General features: G+C 66.3%; 25 protein-coding genes. 17 read left to right on the top strand and 8 right to left on the bottom strand.

The genetic code is table 11. From position 1 onward, the window contains the following. The first annotated feature begins 69 nt into the window (after positions 1-69). Positions 70-528 carry a GNAT family N-acetyltransferase gene (locus ASE72_RS13915; protein ID WP_235532365.1) on the top strand — a complete coding sequence of 153 codons (459 nt, stop codon included), beginning with the start codon at positions 70-72 and terminating at the stop codon, positions 526-528. 21 nt (positions 529-549) lie between these two features. On the opposite strand, the gene ASE72_RS13910 is transcribed toward ASE72_RS13915, so the two are convergent. Next, the gene (locus tag ASE72_RS13910; RefSeq protein WP_056022587.1) at positions 550-1,263 is read right to left on the bottom strand and encodes a VIT1/CCC1 transporter family protein; all 714 of its coding nucleotides are present in this window, start codon (positions 1,261-1,263) and stop codon (positions 550-552) included. Position 1,264: 1 nt separating this feature from the next. Beyond that, on the bottom strand, positions 1,265-1,915 hold the full coding sequence (locus tag ASE72_RS13905; protein WP_056022584.1) for a BON domain-containing protein: 651 nt from the start codon (positions 1,913-1,915) through the stop codon (positions 1,265-1,267). Between the two features lie 173 nt (positions 1,916-2,088). On the opposite strand from ASE72_RS13905, the gene ASE72_RS13900 reads away from it, so the two are divergent. The 9 genes from ASE72_RS13900 to ASE72_RS13860 all read left to right on the top strand — a co-directional run bounded on the left by ASE72_RS13900 (position 2,089) and on the right by ASE72_RS13860 (position 11,412). Next, on the top strand, positions 2,089-2,907 hold the full coding sequence (locus ASE72_RS13900; protein ID WP_056022581.1) for a universal stress protein: 819 nt from the start codon (positions 2,089-2,091) through the stop codon (positions 2,905-2,907). 262 nt (positions 2,908-3,169) lie between these two features. Next, the gene (locus tag ASE72_RS13895; RefSeq protein ID WP_200916300.1) at positions 3,170-4,735 is read left to right on the top strand and encodes a PAS domain-containing sensor histidine kinase; all 1,566 of its coding nucleotides are present in this window, start codon (positions 3,170-3,172) and stop codon (positions 4,733-4,735) included. Further along, positions 4,728-5,360, top strand: a complete 633-nt coding sequence (locus ASE72_RS13890) for a response regulator transcription factor (protein WP_056022578.1) — start codon at positions 4,728-4,730, stop codon at positions 5,358-5,360. The genes ASE72_RS13895 and ASE72_RS13890 overlap by 8 nt, the downstream gene beginning before the upstream one ends. A 78-nt stretch (positions 5,361-5,438) precedes the next feature. Continuing rightward, positions 5,439-5,876: a response regulator gene (locus ASE72_RS13885; RefSeq protein ID WP_056022575.1), complete on the top strand. Its 438-nt coding sequence runs from the start codon at positions 5,439-5,441 to the stop codon at positions 5,874-5,876. 180 nt (positions 5,877-6,056) lie between these two features. Continuing rightward, complete coding sequence (locus ASE72_RS13880) at positions 6,057-8,648, top strand: ATP-binding protein (protein WP_056022573.1); 2,592 nt, start codon at positions 6,057-6,059, stop codon at positions 8,646-8,648. After that, complete coding sequence (locus tag ASE72_RS13875; protein WP_056022570.1) at positions 8,645-9,037, top strand: hypothetical protein; 393 nt, start codon at positions 8,645-8,647, stop codon at positions 9,035-9,037. The genes ASE72_RS13880 and ASE72_RS13875 overlap by 4 nt, the downstream gene beginning before the upstream one ends. A 203-nt stretch (positions 9,038-9,240) precedes the next feature. Next, entirely contained in the window at positions 9,241-9,840 is a 600-nt protein-coding gene (locus ASE72_RS13870; protein ID WP_082446072.1) for an alpha/beta hydrolase, read from the top strand. 138 nt (positions 9,841-9,978) lie between these two features. After that, positions 9,979-10,935 (top strand): bifunctional methionine sulfoxide reductase B/A protein, encoded by a 957-nt coding sequence (locus ASE72_RS19725; RefSeq protein WP_082446071.1) that lies wholly within the window; start codon positions 9,979-9,981, stop codon positions 10,933-10,935. A gap of 111 nt (positions 10,936-11,046) precedes the next feature. Continuing rightward, positions 11,047-11,412: a hypothetical protein gene (locus ASE72_RS13860; RefSeq protein WP_443024775.1), complete on the top strand. Its 366-nt coding sequence runs from the start codon at positions 11,047-11,049 to the stop codon at positions 11,410-11,412. Positions 11,413-11,519: 107 nt separating this feature from the next. Here ASE72_RS13860 and rsgA read toward each other — a convergent pair whose 3' ends face one another. Next, positions 11,520-12,557 (bottom strand): ribosome small subunit-dependent GTPase A, encoded by a 1,038-nt coding sequence (gene rsgA / locus ASE72_RS13855; protein ID WP_082446070.1) that lies wholly within the window; start codon positions 12,555-12,557, stop codon positions 11,520-11,522. A 411-nt stretch (positions 12,558-12,968) separates the two neighbouring features. Here rsgA and ASE72_RS13850 point away from each other — a divergent pair, with 411 nt between their 5' ends. The 3 genes from ASE72_RS13850 (at position 12,969) to nhaA (ending at position 15,892) form a co-directional block, all read left to right on the top strand. Continuing rightward, the gene (locus tag ASE72_RS13850) at positions 12,969-13,808 is read left to right on the top strand and encodes a hydroxypyruvate isomerase family protein (protein ID WP_056022563.1); all 840 of its coding nucleotides are present in this window, start codon (positions 12,969-12,971) and stop codon (positions 13,806-13,808) included. 176 nt (positions 13,809-13,984) lie between these two features. Continuing rightward, entirely contained in the window at positions 13,985-14,554 is a 570-nt protein-coding gene (locus tag ASE72_RS13845; protein WP_082446067.1) for a peptide-methionine (S)-S-oxide reductase, read from the top strand. A gap of 171 nt (positions 14,555-14,725) precedes the next feature. Further along, positions 14,726-15,892 (top strand): Na+/H+ antiporter NhaA, encoded by a 1,167-nt coding sequence (gene nhaA, locus ASE72_RS13840; RefSeq protein WP_056022558.1) that lies wholly within the window; start codon positions 14,726-14,728, stop codon positions 15,890-15,892. A gap of 49 nt (positions 15,893-15,941) precedes the next feature. Here nhaA and ASE72_RS13835 read toward each other — a convergent pair whose 3' ends face one another. Beyond that, positions 15,942-16,607 carry an HAD family hydrolase gene (locus tag ASE72_RS13835; RefSeq protein WP_056022556.1) on the bottom strand — a complete coding sequence of 222 codons (666 nt, stop codon included), beginning with the start codon at positions 16,605-16,607 and terminating at the stop codon, positions 15,942-15,944. 557 nt (positions 16,608-17,164) lie between these two features. Between ASE72_RS13835 and ASE72_RS13830 the strand changes: the two genes are divergently transcribed. The 4 genes from ASE72_RS13830 to ASE72_RS13815 all read left to right on the top strand — a co-directional run bounded on the left by ASE72_RS13830 (position 17,165) and on the right by ASE72_RS13815 (position 20,626). Continuing rightward, positions 17,165-18,337, top strand: coding sequence for a zinc-dependent alcohol dehydrogenase (locus ASE72_RS13830; RefSeq protein ID WP_056022552.1), 1,173 nt, complete (start codon positions 17,165-17,167; stop codon positions 18,335-18,337). A 76-nt stretch (positions 18,338-18,413) separates the two neighbouring features. Further along, positions 18,414-18,917 (top strand): ferritin-like domain-containing protein, encoded by a 504-nt coding sequence (locus ASE72_RS13825; protein ID WP_056022549.1) that lies wholly within the window; start codon positions 18,414-18,416, stop codon positions 18,915-18,917. A 65-nt stretch (positions 18,918-18,982) separates the two neighbouring features. Next, positions 18,983-19,258 (top strand): hypothetical protein, encoded by a 276-nt coding sequence (locus tag ASE72_RS13820; protein ID WP_056022547.1) that lies wholly within the window; start codon positions 18,983-18,985, stop codon positions 19,256-19,258. 180 nt (positions 19,259-19,438) lie between these two features. Then, complete coding sequence (locus ASE72_RS13815) at positions 19,439-20,626, top strand: DUF2252 family protein (protein WP_200916298.1); 1,188 nt, start codon at positions 19,439-19,441, stop codon at positions 20,624-20,626. A 143-nt stretch (positions 20,627-20,769) separates the two neighbouring features. On the opposite strand, the gene ASE72_RS13810 is transcribed toward ASE72_RS13815, so the two are convergent. From ASE72_RS13810 to ASE72_RS13795, 4 genes are read right to left on the bottom strand one after another with little or no spacing between them, the layout of a single operon-like run. Next, the gene (locus ASE72_RS13810; RefSeq protein ID WP_200916296.1) at positions 20,770-21,972 is read right to left on the bottom strand and encodes a UxaA family hydrolase; all 1,203 of its coding nucleotides are present in this window, start codon (positions 21,970-21,972) and stop codon (positions 20,770-20,772) included. Continuing rightward, positions 21,969-22,268: a UxaA family hydrolase gene (locus tag ASE72_RS13805; RefSeq protein ID WP_056022543.1), complete on the bottom strand. Its 300-nt coding sequence runs from the start codon at positions 22,266-22,268 to the stop codon at positions 21,969-21,971. The genes ASE72_RS13810 and ASE72_RS13805 overlap by 4 nt, the downstream gene beginning before the upstream one ends. Continuing rightward, positions 22,265-23,299 (bottom strand): aldo/keto reductase, encoded by a 1,035-nt coding sequence (locus ASE72_RS13800; RefSeq protein WP_056022540.1) that lies wholly within the window; start codon positions 23,297-23,299, stop codon positions 22,265-22,267. The genes ASE72_RS13805 and ASE72_RS13800 overlap by 4 nt, the downstream gene beginning before the upstream one ends. Beyond that, positions 23,296-24,174, bottom strand: coding sequence for an amidohydrolase family protein (locus tag ASE72_RS13795; protein WP_056022537.1), 879 nt, complete (start codon positions 24,172-24,174; stop codon positions 23,296-23,298). The genes ASE72_RS13800 and ASE72_RS13795 overlap by 4 nt, the downstream gene beginning before the upstream one ends.

Below are 24,174 nucleotides of genomic sequence, written 5' to 3'. Positions count from 1 at the left end.
GCCGCCGGGGCTCCGCCCCCCAGGTCCTGGACGCGGGACCTGACGACCCGCAGCGGCCTGGTCTTTCACGTGCGCCCAGCCGCGCCGGAAGACGAGCCCGCGCTCGATGCGTTCTTCGGCCATGTCGACGCGGAGGACCTCCGCTTTCGTTTCCTGAGCGCTGTCCGCAAGGTCGACCATGACCAGCTGAAGGCGATGGTCACGATCGATCACGATCGCACCGAACATTTCCTCGCCTTCGATCCCGCCTCCGGCCAGATCATCGCAACCGCGATGCTCGCAGCCGACCAGAGCTTCCGCCGTGCCGAAGTCGCGATCGCGGTCCACCGCGATTTCAAGCGGATGGGGATCAGCTGGACGCTGCTCGACCATGTCGCGGAATTTGCCCGCTGGAAGGGCATCCTGACACTCGAATCGATCGAGAGCCGCGACAATCACGACGCGATCGATCTCGAGCGCGAACGCGGCTGGATCGCGTCGGCCTGCCCGGGCGACCCCACCTCGACGATCCTGCGGATGACGCTCTAGGCGGGCGCCTCGGGCCGGGCGTCAGACCGCGCCGCCGATCAACGCCCCGATCGCCGCGGTCGCGATCATCGCGAACGCACCCCAGAAGGTGACGCGCACCGTCCCGCGCCAGACGGTCGCGCCCCCGGTTTTCGCTCCGACCGCGCCGAGCAGCGCGAGGAACAGCAGCGACCCCGCACCGACCGCCCAGATCAGCACACCCGGCGGCACGACGAACACGCTCAGCAATGGCAACGCCGCGCCGACCATGAAGCTCGCCGCCGACGCGAACGCCGCCTGTACCGGCCGCGCGCGCGCGCCCAGCGTGATGTCGAGCTCGTCGCGTGCATGCGCGCCGATCGCGTCCTTTGCCATCAACTGCGCCGCGACGCTCGCGGCGGTCGCGGCGTCGACACCGCGCGCGACGTAGATCGCCGCGAGTTCGGCCAGCTCGCCATGGGGATCGTCGACGAGTTCGCGACGTTCGCGGTCGAGCTCGGCCGTCTCGGTATCCGCCTGCGCGCTGACCGAGACATATTCGCCCGCCGCCATCGACATCGCCCCCGCGACCAGCCCGGCCGTTCCGGCGATGACGATCGCGCTCGTGTCGCCCGCGGCCTCAGTCGACGCTGCCGCAACGCCGATGATCAGGCTCGCGGTCGAGACGATCCCGTCATTGGCGCCGAGCACGGCCGCACGCAGCCAGCCGATCCGGTCGGCGACATGACGCTCGCGGTGCGACGACAGCGCCCGCATCTCAGGCGATCTCGAGCATGTTCTCGACCTTCACCGCACCCGGCGCGGCCCAGGCCGTGCGCTCGGCGACCATCCGGTCACGCGGCGAATCGACCGATCCGGTCAGCCGTATCGTGCCGCCGTCGACCGAGACCTTGATCGTGTCGCCATCGAAGAACCACGAACGGTGCAGCGCCGCGCGGATGTCGTTGCTGACATCGGTGACGTCGACGCGCGGCTGAAGGACGATATGGTTCGTCACGCCCACCACGCCCGCAAGCGTCCGCACCGCGGCCTCGGCTGCATCCTTCTGGAAATGCCAGCGCACAGTCCCGCGCAGGCTCACCCAGCCATCCTCGACCTGGGCCTTGATGCAGTCGTGCGGGACGATCGTGTCCCAGGCCAGCCGCTCGACGATCGCGGTGGCGATGGCCTCGTCCCCCCGCTTGAAGCGGTCTTCCAGCCGGACCTCGATCTCTTCGGCGACCGCCTTGACGCCGTCGACGCGCGCCGCCGCGCGTTCGGCGGCATATTTCGCCGCATAGCTGCCGGCGTGGCCGCTGAGCGTGACGACGCCGTTGTTCGCGGTGACGCCGATATGCCCGGCGGGGACGCTCGGATCCCAGTTGAGTTCGGCGAGAACGGCTTTCTGCAATCTGGCATCGTGCGACATGACACTCTCCTGAAGGGGCGCGGCGCGTGCCGAACCGTTGGCCACAAGCCTATCGACGCACCCCGTCGCCGACAGAGTCGGGAACTACGCACACGCCGCCGACTGCGTAGTTCCCGATAGTTTCGCACGCGCGCCCGATCGCCGACGATGGACGTCCAAGAGGGAGACCGCGCATGACCTATCCAACGCTGCTGGTGCATCTCGATGGCGGACGCCGAAACGCCGCCCTGCTCGATGTCGCCGCGACGCTCGCCGACCGGCATGACGCCGCGGTGATCGGAGTCGCCGCATGCCGCCCGGTCCCGTTCGCGATGGGCGACGACTATCTCGGCGGCGACTATGCGGTGATCGAGCGCGAGATCGTCGCCGACGAACTCGCGCGCGCGAAGACCGAGTTCGAGGCGCATCACCGTCTTGCGCGGCATGTCCTCGAATGGCGCTCGATCCCGACGCTGTCCAACATCGCGCACGTCGTCGCGCGGCATGCGCGCGCCGCCGATCTGGTCATCACCAGCGCGGGGCCGGGATTCGCCGATCTCGCGACGCATGCGGATACGGGCGACCTGATCCTGCGTGCGGGCCGCCCGGTGCTCGTCGTTCCCGACAGCGGTGCCACGGCGACCTTCTCGACCATCATGGTCGCCTGGACCGACACGCGCGAATGCCGCCGCGCGATCAGCGATGCGCTGCCGATGCTCAGACTCGCCGAGCGGGTCGTGATCGCCGAAGTCGCGATCGATGCACTCGACGCACGCGCGGCGATCGACGAGGTTGCCGGCTGGCTCGCGCGCCACGGCATCGCGGCCGATAAGATCGTCTCGCGGCCGAAGCGCTCGAGCACCGACACGCTCACGGCGCTCGCCGACGAGGTCGGGGCGGACCTTGTCGTCGCCGGCGCGTACGGCCACAGCCGGATCCGCGAATGGGCGTTCGGCCGCGTCACTCGCGACCTGCTGTTGCGCGACCGGCGCTGCACGCTGCTGTCGCACTAGGCGATGACCCGCCTCGCAAGCCGCAAGTATCTGAAAGCATTTGCGATACTAAATCCAAGACTAAGTATCGGCGGTACGATCCTGTTCGCGATCACGGCGATCGAGGGAGTGTTGGCGTATAGTGCGTAATTCGCCTAGCGTGTATCCTGTCGCGATGTCGGCGGTCGAGACCTCGATCCCCGACAGATCGCAACCGTTCGCCGAACAGGGCCCATCGCGCAATGACTTGCCGCTCCGTGCCACGAGCAACCGTATCACCCGCATGAACGCGCCCCGGTCGCAGCAGGAGCACGACAGCGCCGGAACCGTCGCGCGCGGCGATGCGACGCTGGCGGAGGAACTCGGGCTGCTGATCGACGGTGCAACGACCTATGCGATCTACATGCTCGATCCTCAGGGGCGCGTGACGATCTGGAATCGCGGCGCCGAGCGGATCAAGGGCTGGGCCGAGGCGGAGATCATCGGCCGCGACTTCGCGATCTTCTACCCCGCCGACGATATCGCCGCGGGCAAACCCGAGGCCGACCTTGCCCGCGCGCACGCCTGCGGACGGATCGAGGAAGAAAGCTGGCGGGTCCGCAAGGACGGCTCCGAATTCCTCGCCGCCGTCACGATCACCGCGCTTCACGACGATGCGGGTGCGCTGCGCGGGTTCGGCAAGGTCATCCGCGACATCACGCACGAAAAGGCGGCCGAGGCCGCGATCGTGCGGCGCGAGCATCACTTGCGCTCGATCCTGAACACCGTCCCCGACGCGATGATCGTGATGAACGAGCATGGCATCGTCGCCTCGTTCAGCGCCGCGGCCGAGCTGGTCTTCGGCTACGCCGCCAGCGACGTGATCGGGCAGAACGTGGCGATGCTGATGCCGCAGTCCGAGGCGCGCGCGCACGACCGGCATCTGCACACCTATCGCCGGACGGGCGAGCGTCACGTGATCGGCAATGTCCGGCTCGAGAACGCGATGCGCAACGGCGGCGAGATCTTTCCGATCGAGCTCGCGGTCGGCGAGGCGTCGATTGCCGGCGAGCGGATCTTTACCGGCTTCATCCGCGATCTGACGCATCGCCGCGCGACCGAACGCCGCGTGCAGGAGCTTCAATCCGAACTCGTCCACGTCTCGCGCGTCAGTGCGATGGGAACGATGGCCTCGACGCTCGCGCACGAGATCAACCAGCCGCTGACCGCGATCGCCAATTATCTGGAGGCGGCGCGTGCGATCATCGGCGACGATGGCAATGCGCTGCTGACCGACATTGCCGAGGCGCTGGACCTGGCGGCGGCGCAGTCGTTGCGCGCGGGGACGATCGTCCGGCGGCTTCGCGCGTTCGTCGATGGCCGCGATACCGGGTTCCGCGACGAACCGCTCGACCTGCTCGTCGAAGAAGCGACCAGCCTTGGCCTGCTCGGCGCGCACGAGGCGGGTATTGCAGTCTGCACGCGCGTCGCACCGGGCGGCGCGATCGTGCTGGTCGATCGCATCCAGATCCAGCAGGTGCTCGTCAACCTGATCCGCAATGCGATCCAGTCGATGGCGGGCTCGCCCGACAAGGTGCTGACGATCGCCACCGCGCGCGAAGGCGACGGCTCTATGCAGATTACCGTCGCGGACACCGGCACCGGGATCGACGCCGCGGTGCGCGCGCGCCTGTTCGAAGCGTTCGCGACCACCAAGGAGGACGGCATGGGGCTCGGCCTGTCGATCTGCCGGACGATCGTCGAGGCGCATGGCGGACGGATCTGGGCCGAGGGCATCGCCACCGGCGGCACCGCCTTCCACTTCACCGTGCCCCTCGCGCGGGGCCAGGACACCGACACCGATGACTGACCAACGCCGCACCGTCCATATCGTCGACGACGACGAGGCGATCCGCCAGTCGGTCGGCTTCCTGTTGCGCAAGGCCGGTTATACGGTCGAGACCTATCCCTCGGGCACGCTTTTCCTGAAGGCGGTCACGCGCGAGACGCGGGGCTGCGTGCTGCTCGACGTCCGGATGCCCGATCTCGACGGCCTCGCGGTGCAGGCGTGCCTTGCCGAGACGGGCATCGCGCTCCCGGTGATCATGCTGACGGGGCACGGCGACGTCACGCTCGCGGTGCGCGCGATCAAGGCAGGCGCGGTCGAGTTCCTCGAAAAGCCGTTCGAACGCACCGTGTTGATCGGCGCGATCGAGACTGCACTCGCGCAGGCGGCGCGCGCCGACCGCGGCGATCTGACCGCGGCGGACGCGGTCGTCCGGCTTGCCGCGCTGACGCAGCGGGAACGCGACGTGCTCGACGGCATGGTGCTCGGTCGGCCCAACAAGCTGATCGCGTACGACCTGTCGATCGCGACGCGTACGGTCGAGGTCCACCGCGCCAACCTGATGGAAAAGCTTTCGGCGCGCAGCCTGTCGGACGTGCTGCGCATCGCCTTCGCCGCCGGGCTGGGCGACCCCGCCGATCGCGCCTGACGCGCCGCGCCCTCGCCTACTACGTACAGACGCCACGCCGCGCCGCTGCCATCCAGGGTCTTGGAAGAGGACGCTGCGATGACCGAGGAAACACCCCCAGCGCATGACGGCATCGGCGTCATGCTCGTCGAAGGCGATCCGAGCGTGCGACGCGCGCGCCAGATCATGCTGCTGTCGGAGCAGTACGACGTCCGCTCCTATGCCACGGGTGCGGCGGTGCTGGCGGATCCGCGATCGCGTGCCGTTCCGTGCATCGTCGTCGATACCGACGGATCGCCGGGGGCCGGCATCGACGTGGTCGAGGCATTGCGCGCTTCGGGTTGGCGGGGAACGGCGATCCTGCTCGACGGCAGCATGCCTTCGACAGCGCTGCTCCGCGCCGCCGAACGCCACGGCGACCGGGTGCTCGACCGCACGACCGGCGACGCCGCGCTGCTGAGCGCGATTGCAGCATCGCTCGGGGGCGACCGGTCCGGCAGGCCTGCATGCCGATGCGCACGCGACAGCACCGAATAACGTCCGTCGTGACGCCGCGAATGCCGCCGGATCCGCGCGATCGGGCATCGATACGCCGTGCCCAATACGCGACGTAAACGCATCGTATTCCGGTTTAAATTCGCCTCCGATATGGCGCTAATCCGGGCGATGTGCTTATTGTTACGCATCGGTATCGATGCAGCCCACAGGGGTCTTCTGGTGGAAGATGTCAACGACGGCCATGGTTCCACGGTCGAGCCTCTCGCCAAGGCGCGGCGCGCCGAGTCGATCGACGTCGTGCCGCGAGGAAATGCCGCGCTGCTCCAGATGGCGGAATATACCGGCGACCTGATCGGCCTGTGCGATGCCGGGGGCCGGCTGGTCTATCTCAACCCCGCGGGCCGCCGCCTGATCGGGATCGAGGACGCCGACATCTTCCCGATGCGGCTGACCGATTACGTCGTTCCGGACCAGCGCCATCTTGTCGACGAGGTCGTGGTGCCGACCGCGCGGCGGGACGGCGTCTGGAGGGGCGACATGCAGCTCGCCAATGTCAGGACCGGCGCCATCATCGACGTGCAACGCTCGACATTCGCGACGCGCGACGAACGCGGCGCGGTCACGGGGTTCGTATCCGTCATGCGCGACGTCACGCAGGCGAAAGCCGAGGAACACCGGCTTCGCCGCCAAGTCGAGACGTTCGAGGCGTTGATCGCGAACAATCCTTTCGGGGTGTATCTGGTCGATGCCGACTTCACGCTGCGCGTGGTCAGCCGGGGCGCGCAGACGGTGTTCGCAAATGTCCGTCCGCTGATCGGGCGCGATTTCGCCGACATCCTCCGTTCTGTCTGGCCCGAGCCATTTGCCAGCGAAGCGATCGGCCACTTCCGACGGACGCTCGACACCGGCATCGCCTATCAGGCGGGACCGACGTCCGAGCAGCGCGCCGACGTCGAAGCGCGCGAGGCGTATGACTGGCGGATCGAGCGCGTGAGCCTGCTCGACGGGCGGTACGGCGTCGTGTGCTATTTCTACGATCTCACCGAGCGCGAAGACTGGACGCACATCCTCGCAGAACGCGAGGCCGAGCTCCGTGATCTGACCACCGACCTCGAACGGCGCGTGCGCGCGCGCACCGCGGCGCTCAACCTCGCCAACGAACGCCTCGCCACCGAGATCGAGCGACGCGAGGCGGTACAGGCGGCGCAGTTGCAAAGCCAGAAGCTCGAAGCGCTAGGCCAGCTCACCTCGGGCGTTGCGCACGACTTCAACAACATCCTCGGTGCCGTGATCGGCGGGTTCACGATCATCCAGAACCGCAACGACGACCCGCGCATCCAGCAGATTGCGACGATGGGGCAACGTGCCGCCGAGCGCGGGGCGGCGCTCGTCCGGCAGCTTCTCGCGTTCGCGCGGCAGGAAGACGTCGTCGCGCAGCACATCGATCTGGCCGGGGCGATCGGCGAGATCTCCGACCTTATCAAGCATGGCATGCGCGGGACCGTGGCGCTCACGCTCGAATGCGACACCGGGCTCTGGCCCGTCCATGCCGATCCGACGCAGCTGCAATCCGCATTGCTCAATCTCGCCAACAATGCCAGCGACGCGATGAATGGCGTAGGCCATCTGCGGATTGCGGTGAGCAACTGCGCGGCAGCCGCGGCGGATCATCCGCTCGAGCTCTCAGGGCAGGACGCCATTCGGATCGTCGTGGCCGATGACGGCCCCGGCATGTCAAGCGATACGCTGCAACGGATTACGGAGCCATTCTTCACGACGAAGGAGCGCGGCAAGGGAACCGGGCTTGGCCTCGCCATGGTGCAGCGCTTCGTCGAGCAATCCGGCGGTGCGCTCCGGATCGAGAGCCGGCTTGGCCAGGGAACGACCTTTTCGATCTACCTGCCGCGCGCGGTCGATCGGGGCGTGTCGGCTGCGAGTCTGGCGAGCGAGGACACAAGCAGCGACGTGGCCGGGCGCGCGTTCGAGACGGTGCTGCTGGTCGACGACGACGACGAATTGTGCGCGATGATCGCCGAGGGGCTGGCAGACGAGGGGTTCGACGTGGTGGTGGCCCACGACGCGCGCGCAGCCCTCGACGTGTTGCGAACACGTGGCGTCGATGCGCTCGTCACCGATGTCGCGATGCCCGACATGACGGGGATCGATCTGGTCGCGCGGGTGCGCGCGTCGGGACCCGACATCCCGTGCGTGTTCATGACGGGCATCACCAATGACGCCGCTCTCACCGGCGAGACGGTGGTGCAGAAGCCTTTCAGTCCGGCGGTCCTGCATTATGCATTGCGGCGTATCCTCATCGCACGCGATCGCCGCGCATCGGATGCCGAGCGGCTCGATCGGCTCGCGTTGCGGCTGAAATCGGACTGCACGCGGTCGTTGCTCGACCATTGGCGCGCCGTCCGCGGGGCCCTGACCGTACCGTTGTTCGACGCCTTCGCGATCACCGCGTGCAGCGAGCCACACCGGATCGTCGTCGCGCGGATCGACCTCGGGAAGGTGCCGATCGACTTCACCTTCACGCTGGTCGGCAACACCCTGCGCGATGCGGTACCGGACGGCATCGACGTGGCCGACATGCCCGTCAGCGGCAATGACGCGCTGGCGGCGCGCGAAGCTGCCTATCGCCGCTGCGCGCTGACCGGGAAGCCCTCGTACGAACATGCCCGCATCGACCTTGGCGACGGGTATCGCGAAACGTTCGAGCGACTGCTGCTCCCCTTCTCGTCCGACGGCGTTGCGGTCGATCATATCGTCGGGGCCGTCGTCATCGAGCGTGAGGCTGTGGAGGAATGATCGTGATCGACGCGTGCGAACTACCCGATTTCGACGCACCGCGCCTCGCGATGGCGATCGAGGCGCTTCCGAGCGAGGCGGTCGATACGCTACCCTTTGGCGCGATACGTCTCGGCGACGACGGCAAGGTCGAATATTACAGCGCGGCGGAGCGGCATCTGTCGGGCTCCGGCGATCATGACCGGATCGGACTCGACTTCTTCAGCCAGATCGCGCCGTGCATGGACAATGCCGACTTTCGCGGTCGCGTCGAGCGTGCCCGGGCGTCGGGCAAACTCGACCTGGAGTTCAGCCATGTCGGCGACTTCGAGGATCGCGACCGCGAGCTGACCGTGCGGATCCAGTCCGCGAGCACGGGCGGCTACTGGATCTTCATGCGCCGCGACTGAGCGCGGCGTCACGCTTCGCGACGTTGCACCGGTCGGGCGCGCACGCTCAACGTCGGCTTCGGCATTGTCGGCATCCTGTCGCCGCTGGTGTCCGGTACTGCGGTGGCCGCACCGCGCCCCCCGGGATCGGTCGAAAGCCGCGAGAGAACGGCCTGCCGCGTATCGGGCCAACCGCATTGCGCCGTCGACCGGGAAGCGACAGCATGCGCGCTCAAGGAACGGGAGACCGCATTGTGTCTGTTGCTGTTTTGGATAGCCGACGGCTGAACCTCATCGCGCTCGTCCCCGAGAACGCCGTGTCGATCTTCGACCGGTTCCGCGAATTTCCGCGGTTTGGCGAGATGCAGCAGATCGCGGTTCGCGGCCGTACCGTGGCGGAGCGAAACGCGATGGCGGCGCGCATCGATGCCGCGGTGTCGATGTCAGACCGTGCCGTCATGCTTCTGGCGCAGGGAACCGCATGCGCGGCCGCCGCATGGTGGGCGCGCCTGTCGCCGAGATCCTATACGGCAAACGTCTCCGGCGCATTGCTGGTGGCCCCCGAAGGCGCAGGCCGCGGTCGTCAGAGTTTTGCGTCGCCCAAATTGACCCTCCCCTTCCCCTCGATCGTCGTCGGCGCGGATGACGAAATGCAGCGGCTCGGCGTGGAGTGGGGAAGCCGGTTGATCGACGGCCCGCTTCTGACCACGGCGACAGCGCCGACCGGTCGCCTGCGCACGATCATCGAACGTTTTACCGCCGCGGTCGTCGAGCGCGACGTGGAGGCGGCGTATCGCATCCTCCATGCGATCGGTGATCGCTAGGCACCGCTGGACCAGGGTCTGAGCCGGGGGCAGGAAGCGGCGTGTGGCGACCCGATCGGCGCTGCTCTCAAGACGATGGATCGGTCGCCTCGACATATCGACGCGGCCTAACCACATGCAGGTCAACGGAGTTTTCCCATGACCAGCTATCGCAAGACCGACGCCGCAGTCGCCGCGCTGACCCCCGAGCAGTTCCGCGTGACCCAGCAGAACGCCACCGAGCGTCCCGGAACCGGCGCACTGCTCAACACCAAGGCCGCAGGGATTTACGTCGACATCGTGTCTGGCGAACCGCTGTTCGCGAGCGCCGACAAATATGATTCCGGTTGCGGCTGGCCCAGTTTCGCCAGGCCCATCGACCCCGCGAGCGTGACCGCGAAGCGGGACTGGTCGATGCTCATCCCGCGCACCGAGATCCGCTCGACCCACGCGGACAGCCATCTCGGCCATGTCTTCAAGGACGGCCCGCGCAGCCGCGGCGGGCTGCGCTACTGCATCAACTCGGCGGCATTGCGGTTCGTCCCGCGCGCCGCGATGGCGGAGCAAGGCTATGCCGCGTATCTCGACCAGGTCGAGGACGTCCCCGCCGATACCGAGCGCGCGGTTCTCGCCGGCGGGTGTTTCTGGGGCATGCAGGATCTGATCCGCGCGTTGCCGGGCGTGGTGTCGACGCGCGTCGGCTATTCGGGCGGTACGGTCGCCAACGCGACATATCGCAATCACGGCACGCATGCCGAGGCAATCGAGATCGTGTTCGACCCTGCCCGCACCGACTTCCGGACATTGCTCGAATTTTTCTTCCAGATCCACGATCCGACCACCCCCAACCGGCAGGGCAACGACCGCGGCGTCAGCTATCGGTCGGCGATCTTCTACACCGACGAACGCCAGAAGGCGGTCGCCCAAGAGACGATCGGCGACGTCGACGCATCGGGCCTCTGGCCGGGCAAGGTCGTCACCGAACTCTCCCCGGTCGGCGACTTTTGGGAGGCCGAACCCGAGCATCAGGATTATCTCGAGCGCAAGCCGAACGGCTATACCTGCCACTTCGTCCGCCCCGGCTGGACGCTTCCGCGCCGCGAGTCTGCGGGCTGAGGTGCCTCTTGCCGCTTCGCAACGGTTCGTGGCACGAGCGGTCTGCTTTTCTCCTAGGCGTGTCCAAATGCCCGGCTTTCAGCTAGGCGGTGTGCGGTCAGGGTTGGAAGCATGATGAACGCAGTGTCGAAAGCATGGGATGGCGCGCTGGTGCGCAAATGGCTGGAGAGCCGTGTCGATGCCGCAAGGCTGGAGCAGGCCGCAGCGGACAGGCGCGGTTATGCGGCGCAGGACGATTATGACAAGGCGGCCGCCGAGGAATGGGTCTGCCAAAGTCTGAAGACGTCGGGACATACCGACGACCAGGCGGGGTTCGCGGCGCGGATCAAGACATTGCTCGTGCAGGAGGAATATCGGACGACGGGCATCCATGACGACCGCCGGTTCGAGCGGTACGTCCGCGCCAACCTCCGGAAGATCGCCAAGATGACCAAGGCGAATGATGGGTTCGCCAACACGCTGCGGTATCAGGGCTGACGCTTCGCCACGCCGTCATGCATCGGTGATGATGCTCTAGCGGCACCCGCGCTTGGCAGGCCTAGGCGTGCACCACCCCGTGTCCGAGAGCCCGGATGCGGCAATCGTCATCGCCGTTTTCGGGTCTTTCCAGCGCGCGAGCGACGCCCCGCCGCGGTGCCGCTGTTCGCCGCATCCTCCTCGGCGAGCTTGCGCCACCGTTCGACGCGCGCGGGATCGAGCGTTCCCGCCGCGATCGCGGCACGGATCGCGCATCCGGGCTCGTCGGCATGGACGCAGTTCGCGAACCGGCACTCGAGCGTCACCGCCGTGACATCGTCGAAGACCTCGTCGACGCCCGAGGCCACTTCGGACATCTGGATCTCGCGCATCCCGGGCGTGTCGACGAGCCAGCCGCCCTCGCCCGCATGACCGGCAACGCGGTGCATCTCGCGGACGGTGGTCGTGTGCCGGCCCTTGCCGTCGTTCTCGCGGACCGCCTGCGTCGCGATGCTGTCGGATCCCTTCAGCGTGTTGACGAGCGTGGACTTGCCGACGCCCGACGATCCCACCACCCCGACCGTTTCGCCAAGACCGCAATATTCCGCGAGGTGCGCGGCGCTCGTCAGATCGCGCCCGTCGACCAGCTCCACCCGCAGTCCCGACTGGAGCGCGCGGGCCGCTTCGACCAGATGCTCGGGGGCCGGCAACAGGTCGGCTTTCGTGAGCACGACCACGGGCCGGACGCCAGCCTCGCGCGCGAGCACGAGATAGCGTTCGATACGCGCCACGTTGAAGTCCTGGTCGCAGGCGGTGACGATGAACAGCGTATCGACGTTCGCGGCGATAAGCTGGATCCGGCGATCGTCGCCCGGTGCGGGCCTTTTGAACAGGCTCGTCCGGTCGAGAATGCGCACGAGGCTCCGCGTCGTCCGGTCGATCAGCAACCAGTCGCCGACGGTCGGTCGGTCTTCCGGCCCTTTCTGCACATGCCCGATCGAGGAAATCGAGTCCTCGACCCCTTCCCCGGCTATGGTCACCCGTCCGCGGTGGACCGACATGACGCGAACGGGCTGGTAGGCAAGGCTCTGCTCGGCGGAGACCTGATCGCTGAAGAAGGGCTTCCAGCCGAGCTGCGCGAGCGTGGGATCGGACAAGTTGATCATCGCGTCAGCCGACTTACGATCCGCCGGGCTCATCCGCGTCCGGCACCTTCTGTTCAGCCGCCCGCTTGTCGACCTTGGCCTGCGCCTTTTTGGCGGAGCCCGAAGCCTTTGCCATTTCGCGCTCGCGGCGCTCAAAGTCGTAATTCGGTTTGCGTGCTATGTCGGTAGCTCCGGACTCGGGGTCCCGGCTTGAGCAACACGCTCGACCTGAGGATCCGTACCTCCCGGTTACACGGATCGAGCGCGCGCGACTAGGGTTGCAGCAAAGGTCGCGGGTGTCTGTGCGTCGTCATTGGCAAACGCGCCCCCCGCTCGCCTTTCGCATCGATGCATGGGGAGACCCGGCCGCGGGCGGCGGCGTTCGATAGCAATACACCTTGCCGCCACGGCCTTGTGGATTACTGTGGCGGCATGATCACACGTCGCACCGCCATCGCTTCTTCTCTCGCTTTGTGCGCGACCGCGGGGATGGCCGCGGCGCCTGCGCGTCGCGGCCGGCTGAAGCAGTCCGTAAGCCGCTGGTGCTACCAGAATATCCCGCTTGATACGTTGTGCGCCGCCGCCGCGCGCATCGGGCTCCAGGGCATCGATCTGCTGGAGCCCGCGGATTACGAGGTGCCGCGCCGGCATGGATTGCGCTGCACGATGGGCTATGCCGCCGACATCATGACGATCCCCAACGGTCTGAACCGGCGTGAAAACCACGCGGCGATCGAACAGGCGTTCCGCATCGGCATCCCGCAAGCGGCCAAGGCGGGCGTACCCAATGTGATCGCCTTTTCGGGCAATCGCCGCGGCATGTCCGACGAGGAAGGCGCCGACAACGCCATTGCGGGGCTGAACCGGGTCAAGCGGATCGCCGAGGATCATGGCGTGACGATCTGCATCGAGCTGCTCAACAGCAAGGTCGACCACGCCGACTATATGGCCGACCATACCGCCTGGGGCGTGCGCGTCGCCAGGGCGGTCGCCTCGCCGCGCGTCAAGCTGCTCTACGACATCTACCATATGCAGATCATGGAAGGCGACGTGATCGACACGATCCGGAAGAATATTCAGTGGATCGGCCATTTCCATACCGGCGGGGTTCCGGGGCGCCATAACCTCGACGACACGCAGGAGGTGAACTGGAATGCGGTGGCGCGCAGCGTTGCCGATGTCGGCTTCCAGGGCTTTTTCGCGCATGAGTTCGTGCCGGTCGGTGATCCGCTGACGGCACTCGCGCAGGCGGTCCGGACCTGCACCGTCTGACCATCATCGGGTGTTGCTCGCCAGGTCGGGGCGTCGCCCAATAGCAGTCGGTCGGGGCACGGCGTGACCGCCTGACCGCAGGCGCGAGCGGCCCATTCCCGCGTCGGCTTTGCAAGCGACGAGCGGCGTCGCCATGTCACCAGCTCGACGATGTGCGCAGTCGGTGGCGCTGGAGAATGCCTGTGGAGAAGATCGGTTTTGGCGGTGGGTGCCATTGGTGCACCGAGGGCGTCTTCCAGGCATTGCGCGGCGTCGTCAGCGTCGACCAGGGCTTCGTCCGGTCGGAAGCGCCGTCCGACGCCTGGGCGGAAGGCGTCATCGTCACGTTCGATCCCCGCGTCATCGGCCTGGCAACATTGGCAGAGGTTCACCTGAGGACCCATTCCGCAAACGGGACCTATTCGCCCGGCGGACGGTATCGGAGCGCGATCTACATCTTCGATGCGAGCCAGCGTGACGAGGCTGCACGGACGGTCGCTCGCTATGCACGGGAAACGGACGAGCCCGCCCGGACGCGCGTATGTCCGTTCGTCGGCTTCAAGCCATCCGACGCGCGGTATCAAGACTATTACCGAACCGACCCGAACAGACCGTTCTGCCAGCGGTACATCGATCCCAAGCTCGACTATATCCGGAAGAACTTCGCGGACATCATGCTGCCCGATGCAAGGGGTCATCACGTCGAACAACGCGGCTCTTCGACCGCGGCGTCTCCTGTGCCGCCGGAGGGCACCGGCGGGTCCTGATTCCCTCACGCCATTCCGAGCGCCGCCGCTGCGTCTGAAAAGTCCTGCGACGCGGTTGTCCGGCACTGGATAGGATGCGATAAGGCTATCGGGTGTTCGCGTTGATGCGGGCAGGTTTTCCACGCTGGTCGGGCCGCCAGTGCCGACAACCTGTGTCCGGAGATCGTCACGATGGGCCACGCGCCGCGCATCACGCCAAGTGCCATTCGCCGTTTTCTCGAAAGCCAGTCCTCGGCCGGCCTGGTGCTGATGGGCGCGGCCGTGCTGGCGCTCGTCCTTGCCAACTCGCCGGTCGGGCCCAGCTACGACACGATCCTCCACGCCTATGTCGGGCCGCTGTCGATCGGGCACTGGATCAACGACGCGCTGATGGCGGTATTCTTCCTGCTCGTCGGGCTCGAGATCAAACGCGAGATGCTCGACGGTCAGCTTTCGACATGGCCGCGTCGGGTGCTTCCCGGGATAGCGGCTGCGGGCGGCATGATAGTGCCGGCGCTGGTCTATCTCGCGCTCAATCGCGGCCCGACCGCGGCCGGCTGGGCTATTCCTGCCGCCACCGACATAGCGTTCGCGCTCGGCGTGATCGCGCTGCTCGGGACACGCGTCCCCGCATCGCTGCGGGTGTTTCTGGCCGCGCTCGCGATCATAGACGACCTCGGCGCGGTGGTGATCATCGCGCTGTTCTATACGGCGAAGTTGTCGATACCCGACCTTGCCGGGGCGGTTGCCGCGACCGGCGTCCTCATAGGGCTCAACCGGCTCGGCGTGCGACGCCTCACGCCATATCTGCTGGTGGGGGCGATCCTCTGGGTGCTGGTATTCCGTTCGGGCATCCACGCAACGCTGGCCGGCGTGATCGTCGCACTTACCATCCCGATGCGATGCACGCCCGGTCGTCCGGACGGGGACGCGGATAGCCCGCTGCATACGCTCGAACACGCCCTGCACCTCCCCGTCGGCTTTATCGTCGTGCCGATCTTCGGCCTCGCCAATGCCGGTGTACCTGTACTGACGCTCCCGGCCGAGGCGCTTGTTGCGCCTGTCACGCTTGGCGTCTCGCTGGGGCTGCTGCTCGGCAAGGTGACGGGCGTCTTCGGCTTTTCGATGCTGGCGGTTCGGCTGGGCCTCGCGGACATGCCCGCTCACGCCGGAAAGCGGCAGCTGCTCGGTGTCGCATTGCTGTGCGGGATCGGCTTTACGATGAGCATCTTCATCACCCTGCTGGCCTTCCCGACCAGCCCGATCCTGCAGGCAGAGGCAAAGGTCGGCGTGCTCGCCGGATCCTTTGTCTCGGGGCTTCTCGGTTACGCCCTGCTGCGCAGCGTACGCACGCGATAGCCGGTCCGCCGGGGTGGCGCCGCGACCGGCCGGCACGACGCCGTGTCAATCAGCGTCCCAGCGGTGAGGTTGCATAGCCGGCGAGCAAGGCCGCGACGTCGTCATAGATCGCGACCGCGCCTGCTGCCTGAAGTTGTGCGTCCTCGAACTTGCCCGACCGGACGGCGACCGCGGCGATCCCGCACTTCGCCGCCGCCTCGATATCATAGGGCGTGTCGCCGACGACGATGACCTCCGACGGATCTATCCCCGGCAATTTCTCGAGCGCGGTTGCGAAGATATCCGGCGCGGGCTTGGTCTTCTCGACGTCGTCGCTGCTCGTCGTCGCGGAGACCAGGTCGCGCGCGTTCAGCAGGCCGATATAGTGGTCGAGTTCACCTTGCGAGGCCGAGGACGCCAGCACGACCTGCTGATCCAGACCATGCGTATGCGCCAACAGGTCGTGCGCCTTTGCGAACGGCTTGGCGGTCTCGAGGTATTGCGCCTTGAAGATCGCACCGTGCGTGTCGCCGAGCTCTTCCTGCTGGTCGTCGTCGGCGTCGGGCAGGAGCGTCGGCACGAGCATGTCGGTGCCCTTGCCGATCTGGTCGTGGATCACCTGGCGATCGAACGACGCCCCCACGCGCGCGAAAGCCTCCTCCCATGCAAGGACGTGCATGTCGTTGGTATCGACCAGCGTACCGTCGATATCGAAGAGAATGGCTTTGATCTGCATGACATTATCCCGGGTCCAAAGGCCTGCCGCCGCACGCCAGAACGTCGAGGCCCGTGGAGGTCGTCGCGTTCGAACAGCGTCGGCAGTGGGCGGTACCGTCCTAACGACCGGTTCGCCGAATGGTCCCCGTCTTCACTAATCTCGCATGTCGCGGAGCCGGCTTTGCCGTCGCCCTCCAGAAGCGCAAATTGTCGCGTCAAACTGTCCGGCGCTTCGGAAGCCAGATCGGCGTCACCGCAAGTCCTTGCAAAATAGGGACCTTTATCTCGCAGCCCAATTTATCTTCAGGCGATCGATACTGATATCTATCAATGCAAAATATAATCGCCCGTTATCGGGATTTTTGCTGGAACGATACCGCAGGTAAGATCGCTATCTTATCCGACTACAACAAGACGGGGTAAACACAGCACATCGAGGTCCTGCAGTACTTGCAGGTAACGTCCGATGTCGCCTGAGGTGATAGATTTGTCATTCGACGATCACTGATCACCGAACGCGCTGGCACTTGTATGGGTGCAAGTAACTTACCCCGATTTCAAGACGGAGACTTTCTGATGCGCGCACTGGTTTGGCATGGAAAAGGCGATGTTCGAGTCGATACCGTTGCAGATCCCGAGATCAAGCATCCACGCGATGCAATCATCAAGGTCTCGGCCTGCGCGATCTGCGGGTCCGATCTTCATCTGCTCGACGGCTACCAGCCGACAATGCAGGCAGGCGATATTCTCGGGCATGAGAATATGGGCGTCGTCGTCGCACTCGGATCGGAAGTTACCAACCTGAAGATCGGCGACCGCGTCGTCGTGCCGTTCACGATCAGCTGCGGCGATTGCTTCTTTTGCCGCAAGGGATTGTTCTCGGCGTGCGAGCGGACCAATCCGAATGCCGAACTCGCGATCAAGGCGATGGGCCATTCGCCCGCCGGTCTGTTCGGGTTCAGCCACATGCTGGGCGGCTATTGCGGCGGCCAAGCGGAATATCTGCGCGTGCCAATGGCCGATATCGGCCCGATCAAGGTGCCCGACAACGTCACGGACGATCAGGCGCTGTTCCTCTCCGACATCTTCCCGACCGGCTATATGGCCGCCGAGAATGCCAATATCGAAGAAGGCGATACCGTGGCGATCTGGGGCTGCGGCCCGGTCGGCCAGTTCGCGATCCGCTCGGCGCTGATGCTCGGCGCAGGCCGCGTGATCGCGATCGACGAAGTGCCCGAGCGCCTGGCGATGGCCGAGGCGGGCGGTGCCGAGACGATCAACTTTGCCGAGGTCGACAGCGTGTATGACGAGCTCCAGTTCCGCACCAAGGGTCGCGGTCCGGACAGCTGCATCGACGCGGTCGGTGCAGAGGCTTCGGGTCATGGTGCGATCGATGCGGTCATCGATAAGGTCAAGGCCGCGACATTCCTCGCCACCGACCGTGTCCATGTCCTGCGCGAGGCGATCATGAGCTGCCGGATGGGCGGGACCGTGTCGATCCCCGGCGTCTATGTCGGGATGGGCGACAAGATCCCGATCGGCGCGATGATGAACAAGGGTCTGACGATCAAGACCGGCCAGACGCACGTCCAGGCCTATACCAAGCCGCTGCTCGCGCGGATCGGGGCTGGCGATATCGACCCGAGCTTCGTCGTCACGCACCCCGCAAGCCTCGAGGATGCGCCCGAGATGTACCAGAAGTTCCGCGACAAGCAGGACGGCGTGATCAAGGTCGTGCTGCGCCCGTAATCCCGCCCGGTCCGATCCGCGCATGTCAAAATCAACCGCCGGGCATTCCGCCCGGCGGCGTCCAGAGGACGATCCCATGTCTGCACCCGAAGATCTCAAGGACATCTACACCGACGAGCTGAAGGACCTGTGGTCGGCGAACGACCAGATGAAAAAGGTCCTGAAGAAGATCACGACCAAGGCGAGCGACGCGTCGCTGAAGGACATGCTTACCAAGTCGCAGGCGGACATCGAGATGCACACCGAACTCCTGAAGGCACTGATTGCCTCGAATGACGAAAAGGTCTCGAAGGAGCATTGCAAGGGCATGGAGGGCCTCGTCGCCGAAGCCACCAAGCATGTGCTCGAGGAAGGCCCCGACAAGGGTCCGCTGCTCGATGTGATGATCATCGCGCAGTATCAGCGGATGACGCATTACGGGATCGCCGGGTTCGGCACGGCCGCGGCTTATGCCAAGGCGCTGGGCCTGAAGGATGACCACAAGAAGCTCAACGCGGCGACCAAGGACATCTATGGCGGCGACGAATATATGACGAAGCTCGCCGAGACGAGCGTCAACATCGAGGCCGAAGACGCCTGAACCACCTGTGGCGCCCGCCGGCAGCGGGCGCCACCCGATGTACCCAGACGACGGGATCTACGACGATGACGACCTACCCCTTGAGCGAACCGGCCAGCATTGTCCCGGTCACGGCGTCCGGTGACCCCAGCCCCGCGGACATCGGAAGGGGAACGCTCGAGGAGTGCGTCGCGATCGTCGCCGCGCAGTCTGCCGACAGACAGCGCGCGATGTTCATACGGATGGACGATCTCGACCTCGAGTTCGGGCCGGACGAGATCGGCGAACTCCTGCAATATCTGGGTGCGGAAAAACCGGGGCTCTCGGACACGCAGATTACGGAGATCAAGGCCGATCTCTAGCGGTCGTCGCAATTGACGGCATCGTGAATGGCGGTGCCTTCGCCGATCCTCCGTCGCGACGGCGTGGATAGACGCCGCGGCCAGCCTGGCGATTGCGTGGGCGCAGCGGTCCTCGTAGGTGCGCAATTCGCATTGCGAGGCGAACGCCGTCCCTCCCCTTCCTCCCTTGAAAGCATGTCCATGGCCGTAGCTCCCGACGAACGCGCGGCTGCGCTTTTGCGCACCCGCTCGCTCAAGATGGCGCGATCGGTCCACGCGTATGTCCGCGGCAATACCGCGCAATTCTACGAATGGCTTGAAGAGTCCCTCGTCGCTGCGCGCATTCCGGAAGGCCCGCCGGTATGGATTTGCGGCGACTGCCATCTCGGCAATCTTGGCCCCGTGGCCGATGCCGATCACCGCGTCGACATTCAGATCCGCGATCTGGATCAGACGGTCATCTCCAACCCTGCCTACGACCTGATCCGCCTCGGGCTGTCGCTGGAGACCGCGGCGCGGAGTTCGGACCTGCCCGGCGTCACGACCGCGCAGATGATCGAGGCGATGATCGACGGGTATAGCCGCGCGCTGACCCCGACAATCGACGACGATCCGCGCGAACCCGACGTCGTCCGGTCCGTGAAGCGCGAGGCGATCGGCAGACGGTGGCGGCATCTGGCGAAGGATCGCCTCGAAGACGTCAAGCCCGTCATCCCGCACAACAAGCGCTTCTGGAAGCTCGCAAGCGCGGAAAAGACGGTAATTGCCGCGCTGTTCGCCGATCAAGCCATTCGTGCCCGGTGCATGGAGCTCGCCGGAGTGGTCGGCGACGGGAGGCTTCGCGTCGTCGACGCCGCCTATTGGCGCAAGGGGTGCAGCTCGCTCGGGAACCTCCGGTTCGCGGTACTGATCGGCATTTCGAGTGGGAAGGCAAAGGAGGAACGACTGGCGCTGGTCGATATCAAGGAGGCGGTCGCCTCTGTCGTACCGGTGGCGGGCAAAATGACGATGCCGGCTGACCCCGGCGAACGCGTACTCGCAGGGGCGAGGGCATTGTCGCCAAACCTCGGGCAGCGAATGATTGCGGCGGACCTCATGGGGAAGCCCGTGTTCCTGCGCGAACTGGCGCCGCAGGACCTCAAGATCGAAGTTGCCCAGTTCAGCCGGAAGGAAGCCGTCGCCGCCGCATCCTATCTGTCGTTCGTCGTGGGCCAGGCGCACGCGCGACAGCTCAGCGACAGCGCCAGACTGACATGGCGCGAAACGCTGACCGCCCGCGACGACGGCATCGATGCGCCGTCATGGCTGTGGCAGGCCGTCGTCGCGATGGCCGGTGCCCATGAGGTCGGCTATCTCGAACATTGCCGCCGCTTCGGGCTGAACGGGTAATAAAGTCGCCGGGAGACGGGGTCCGCCCGCCTCGATCGCAGAAGTCCGTGCGAGAAGATGCGCAGAGCCTGATGGTGCTTTTTTGTAAAGGACATCACGCCGGATCGGGGCGGCAGATGCCGACCTCGATCCGCCGCTCGCCATCATCGACATTCCGACGGGCGCGCCGGTGCGGACGCCTTGTACGTCAGGATGAACTCGGAATGCCCGAGCGCTTCAGACTTGGTCTGCGCGCCGTTTGCGACTGCCGTGATGAGATCGACGATCTCGGCACCGACCTCGTCGAGCGAGCCACGCCCTTCGAGGATGCGGCCCGCGTCGACATCCATATCGTCGGCCATCCGACGATAGGTGTCGGGATTGGCGCAGATCTTCACCACCGGCGAGATCGCCGAGCCAACCACCGAGCCGCGCCCGGTGACGAACAGGTTGATATGCGCGCCGCTTGCCATCAGTTCACCGATCTCGGCATTGTCGACGATGTTGGGGAAGCCGAACTTGGGATCGCCCGGCGGCACCACGTCGAGCAGGTAGAGGCCGGGCCCCGGCACCAGTTCGGCCGGATCGATCACGCCGTCGATCGGACGGCTCCCCGATTTGGCATAGGCGCCGGCGGACTTCTCTTCCTGGCTCGAGAGCCCGCCCTCGGCATTGCCGGGCGCAAAGCTGCCATAGCCCATCGCGCGGTAATAGATCTCGGCCTTGTGGACCGAGGCGATCAGCGCGTCCGCGACTTCCGGCGTCGCGGCGCGGCTTGCCATATGGCCTTCGCAGCCGATCATCTCGCCGGTTTCCTCGAAGATGCACGCAGCACCCGCATCAATCAACGTGTCGAAGGCGCGGCCGACCGCAGGGTTGCCGGTGATCCCGCTGGTCCCGTCCGACCCGCCGCAGATCGTGCCGATCACGAGTTCGGACATCGCCATCGGCACGAGGCGCGCGCGCGCATCGGCCTCGGCGCGGACGCGCTCGACCGCAGCCATACCCGCCGCGATCGCCGGGCCGGTGCCGCCGACCTGCTGGATCACCACCGTCTCGACCGGACGGCCCTGCTCCCTCGCGTTCGCACCGAGCAATTCGCGGTTGAAGCTTTCGCAGCCCAGCGACAGCAACACGACCCCGCCGACATTGGGGTGCGTCGTCAGCGCCTTCATCATCGCCAGCGCATAATCGTTGGGATAGCAGCCCGGAAAACCGATCAGCTGGACGCACGGATCGTCGATCTTGTCGACGATCCGCCGCGCGACGTGATGCGCGCATTCGACCAGATACACGACCACGATGGCGTCGCGGATGCCCTTGCGACCATCGGCGCGCAGCCATGCTTGCATCGTCATGTCGTTCATGAGTGATCTCCTGCCGCGTCACGCAGATGCGCGGGGATATAGTCGCTTTGCATGTTGTGCATGTGCACCCAGCCGCCCGCCGGCACGTCCGCCGTGGCCGAGCCAATCGGCATCCCGTATTTGATGATCTTGTCGCTCATTTTCAAGTACGAGAGCGCGATCTTATGACCGAGATCGACCTTTTCGGTGATGGCCAGTGCGACACCCTCGACCGCAATCGTCTCGCCGGGGGTCAGGTTGCGGCAGGCGACTGCGACATTGTCGCTGGGCGACAGGCGGATTGCGGCGGCGGTCATGCCGCGCCCCCCGGCACCGGCGCATCGGGGCGCAGCAGCCCCTCGCCGCGCAACTCGTCCCAGAACGCCGCCGGGATGACGGCGTGATAGAGGTCGACGGTCTGCGTCACGCGCGCGGCGCTGCCGATGCCCGGAATGACGCTGGCGACGAGCGGATGCGCGAGCACGAACGCGAGCGCCGCGGCGGGTAGAGCGACGCCGTGACGATCGGCGACCGCCTCGATACCGCGCACGCGCGTCAGCACGGGCTCGGGCGCGGGGCCGTAGTCATAATGGACCGTGCCGCCGCGCCGCGTGCCGGTTGCCAGGATGCCGCTGTTGTACGGGCCGCCGATGACGATCGACGTGCCCGCTGCCGCGCAGGCCGGAAACAGCGCATCGAGCGCCGCCTGTTCGAGCAACGTATAGCGCCCGGCGAGCAGGATCGCGTCGAGCCGCGCCTTGGCCATCACATCGAGACAGACCTGGATCTCGTTGACGCCGATGCCGAAGCCCGCGATCGTGCCCTCCTCGCGTAACCGGTCGAGCGCCTTCAGTCCGCCGCCGCTGGTCAACTGCTGCCAATAGCCGTCCGCGGCATCGCCATGCGTGTACTGCCCGATATCGTGGACATAGAGCAGGTCGACCTGCGCGACGCCCATCCGCTGCAGGCTGTGCTCGTGACTGCGCAGGATGCCGTCATGCGTATAGTCGTAGCGCATGCGGAACGGCATCGGCGAGCGGAAGCCGTCGCGTTCGCTGTGGTCGATGACCGACGCGTCCGGATCCATCAACCGGCCGACCTTGGTCGAAACGACGGTATCCGGCTGCAACCGCACCGCGTCGCCGACACGGCGTTCGGAGAGCCCGCGACCATAATGCGGCGCGGTGTCGACATAGCGCAGACCCGCGGCGAGCGCGGCATCGATCGCAGCGCGCGCATCGGCGTCGGCGACGGGCGCGTAGAGATTCCCGAGCGAGGCGGCACCGAAGCCGAGTTCGGGCACCGACAGCGCGGTGCGGCCGATCGGCCGGTGGGGAATATGGGTCAAAGGTCGAGGTCCAGTCGATAGATACGGTTGGCGTTGCGGCCCCACAGGTCGGCACGCTCGTCGTCGCTGCGATTCGCCAGCAGGGTCTCATAGGCCCCCAGCGTCTCGTCGAGAGTCGCGAACAGGCGGTCGGTGGGGAAATTGGTCGCGACCATCACGCGCCGCGTGCCGAACAGGTCGATCACTTCGGCGACGATGTCGGCAAAGGCGGCGGGGTCGAACGGCGCGTGGATGAAACCGGCGCCCGACAGCTTGATCGACACCTGCGGCATCGCCGCGAGCGCGGTCACCCCGGCGCGCCACTGGTCGAGCCCGTCGCCGGGGATCGGCAGGCCCAGATGGTTGACGATGACGGGCACGCTCGGGTGCGCGGCGGCGATCGCGACCAGCCCGGGCAGCTGCGCGGGGAACCCGTGGAAATCGTAGCTGAGCCCGTGTTCGGCGAGCAACCCGAAGCCGCGTCGCCACGCCGGATCGATCGTCAGGTCGCGCGGATAGGCTTGCCGCACGGCATCGGGGTGCCAGTTGACGAGATGGCGGATGCCGCGGACGCGGGGTCGCGCGGCCTGCCGGGCGAGCAGCGCCTCGACGTCGGGATCGTCGAGTTCGACGCGCGCGATGATCGCATCGGGCAAGCCGTGCGCGTCGGCGACGGCGTTGAGCCAGTCGGTCTCGCGCTCGCCGTCGTCGCGGTGTGCGCCGGCGTCGATATGCACCGCGCCGACGAGGTTCCACGTCGCCGCCGCCGCGCGGTGGTGCGCAACCGTATAGGTCGCCGCGATCGGCGCGGTCTCCACCGTGTCGAGCCAAGGATAGCGCAAGCCATCCCTGTCCCAGAGGTGGAGATGCGCATCGACGAACGGCGGCCGGGTCAT

The organism is Sphingomonas sp. Leaf20, from assembly GCF_001421535.1.
GTDB lineage: Bacteria > Pseudomonadota > Alphaproteobacteria > Sphingomonadales > Sphingomonadaceae > Sphingomonas.
This window is presented reverse-complemented; position numbering and strand designations above follow the sequence as displayed.